The 282-nt window shown below is 56.7% G+C and carries 1 protein-coding gene; it reads left to right on the top strand.

Annotation, left to right across the window (positions count from 1 at the left end; genetic code table 11):
* Nucleotides 1-282, top strand: a 282-nt coding sequence (locus ACG04R_RS28550; RefSeq protein WP_394418231.1) for a hypothetical protein, incomplete at both ends; no start/stop codon positions are given.

The raw sequence follows: 282 nt of genomic DNA, 5'->3' as shown, positions 1-282 counted from the left end.
ATATGGGAAAGGAGCAGGAGAAGAATTCCTCAAAGGAATTGAATGGAGCACACGGTATAGCCTAAAGGAAAGCGCCGGAGAGGGCGCTTTTTTGGTGGGGAAAAACCGTGCAGAGATAGAGGAACTATTCTGGGCGGAAAACGGAAGGCTGAACGAGACGATCGGTCTGGAACAGGACATTGGAACGCTTGCGGCGGAGGAGCAGGCGCTGTGCCGGGAGGTGCAGGAGGCGGTGGAAAGCGGACGGGTGACGGCGGAGCTGAAGGAAAAGCTGGGGCTTCC

Origin of the sequence: Pelomonas candidula (assembly GCF_043555985.1) — a bacterium.
GTDB lineage: Bacteria > Pseudomonadota > Gammaproteobacteria > Burkholderiales > Burkholderiaceae_C > Pelomonas > Pelomonas candidula.
This window is presented reverse-complemented; position numbering and strand designations above follow the sequence as displayed.